Source organism: Mesorhizobium sp. B1-1-5, from assembly GCF_006443065.1.
Lineage (GTDB): Bacteria > Pseudomonadota > Alphaproteobacteria > Rhizobiales > Rhizobiaceae > Mesorhizobium.
On the sequence record NZ_VFWS01000349.1, the window covers coordinates 1 to 1,516 of the forward strand.

Annotated in this window: 2 protein-coding genes; both read left to right on the forward strand. The window is 62.9% G+C overall.

The genetic code is table 11. From position 1 onward, the window contains the following. The first annotated feature begins 199 nt into the window (after window positions 1-199). Window positions 200-1,213, forward strand: coding sequence for a substrate-binding domain-containing protein (locus tag FJ980_RS31225; protein WP_140547392.1), 1,014 nt, complete (start codon window positions 200-202; stop codon window positions 1,211-1,213). Beyond that, window positions 1,210-1,449, forward strand: a complete 240-nt coding sequence (locus FJ980_RS31230) for a transporter substrate-binding domain-containing protein (protein WP_181167255.1) — start codon at window positions 1,210-1,212, stop codon at window positions 1,447-1,449. Before FJ980_RS31225 ends, FJ980_RS31230 begins: the two co-directional genes overlap by 4 nt. Window positions 1,450-1,516: the final 67 nt, after the last annotated feature.

The following is a 1,516-nucleotide window of genomic DNA, read 5'->3' on the forward strand; positions in this document are numbered from 1 at the left end:
GAAGCACTGTTCGATGCGAAATTTCTGCAGGGGTGGATTACGCTCGGTTCACCGCGTGAGCATCCGGAATTCAAGGATTTTCTCGCGCGGGCCGCACTCGGAACCAGCGCTCGCCCGGCAAAGCCACGGCCACCGGGAGGAGCGCTTGCATAGCATCGCCAAGTCGGCCGGGCCGCGTGAACCTGGGGAGGGTTGAGGAATGGCGATCACCGGCCTTGGGCCGCATGGCGAACGGGCGGTTCCAGCCGACCAGGTCGGGTTGTCGAATGCCGACGCCGATCTCGCCCGCAACCGGCGCTTCTCGGTCGCCATCGTTCTCCACACCACCAAGAGCGACTGGGCTAAGGAGGAATTGGCCGGGATCGTCACCACGCTTGGCCGCTACGGAGCGGCGGTGGTCGAGGTCGTCGACTGCGGCTTCGACATCGAGCGGCAAATTTCGGAACTGAAACGGCTGGCCGGCGAAGCCGTGGATGCGGTGGTCTCCATTCCAATCGGCAGCAACCGTGCCGCCGACGCGCATCGTGCAATATCGGCGGCCGGAAAGAAGCTGTTGCTGCTCGACAATGCCCCAACCGGCATGCTGCCCGGCAAGGATTACGTCAGCGTTGTTTCCAGCGACAATTTCGGTCTCGGTCAGATCGGCGCAGAACTCCTGGCGCCACATATACCACAGGGCGGAAAGGTCGGCGTTCTGGCCTATGGCATCGATTTCTTCGCGACGCATGAGCGCGAGATTGCTTTCCGAAAATGGATGGCTGCTCGACGTCCCGACCTGACGCTGGTTCGCGGCAAGTTTGCCGACGTGTCGCAAGCGAGAGCCGCGACCGCCGACTTGCTGCAGGCCAATCCGGAGCTCGCCGGACTGTTTGACGTCTGGGACGTGCCGGCAATCGCTGCCGTCGCGGCGATCCGCGATGCGGGCAAGGCTATTCCGGTGACGACAGTCGACCTCGGCAACGACGTCGCCACGGACCTCGTTGGTGGAGGCCTGATCAAGGGCATCGCCGCGCAACTGCCTCACGATCAGGGCGTTGCTACGGGCATTGCCACAATTCTCGGCCTGCTCGAACGCCAGCCGCCGGCCTGGATCGCGCTTCCCGGGCTCAGTGTCACGGCCAGCAATGTAGTAGAAGCCTATCAAGTCGTCTGGCGCACACCAGCGCCCGCCGCCTTGCTAATGGCGCGCAAGCCACGAAACAGCCTGCCTTGACCGACAATGTCGTCTTCGCGAGGGACCGCGCGGCAAAGAGCAACGGCACGCTGATCACAAGCGGTCCGCGTCTCGTCGGCGCCATCATGGCGTCAAATGTTTGCCTGGGCATCCGCAAGCAGGAGCCCGAGCTTCAGGCGATCCTCAACAAGGCGCTCGGCGAGATGGCCGCGGACGGTACGCTCGCGCAGATGTCGAAGAAGTGGTTTGAAGTGGGCTTGAGCCCGAAGAGCTAAAACAATTCCAGGAAAAGGGTAGAGCGGTCTTCCCGGAAAAGCGTGTAGCGCTTTCCCTTGGGAATTG

What these genes read in the sequence shown, in the direction of transcription:
- FJ980_RS31225 (WP_140547392.1), top strand. Translation starts at nt 200, where the DNA reads ATGGCGATCACCGGCCTTGGGCCGCATGGCGAACGGGCGGTTCCAGCC.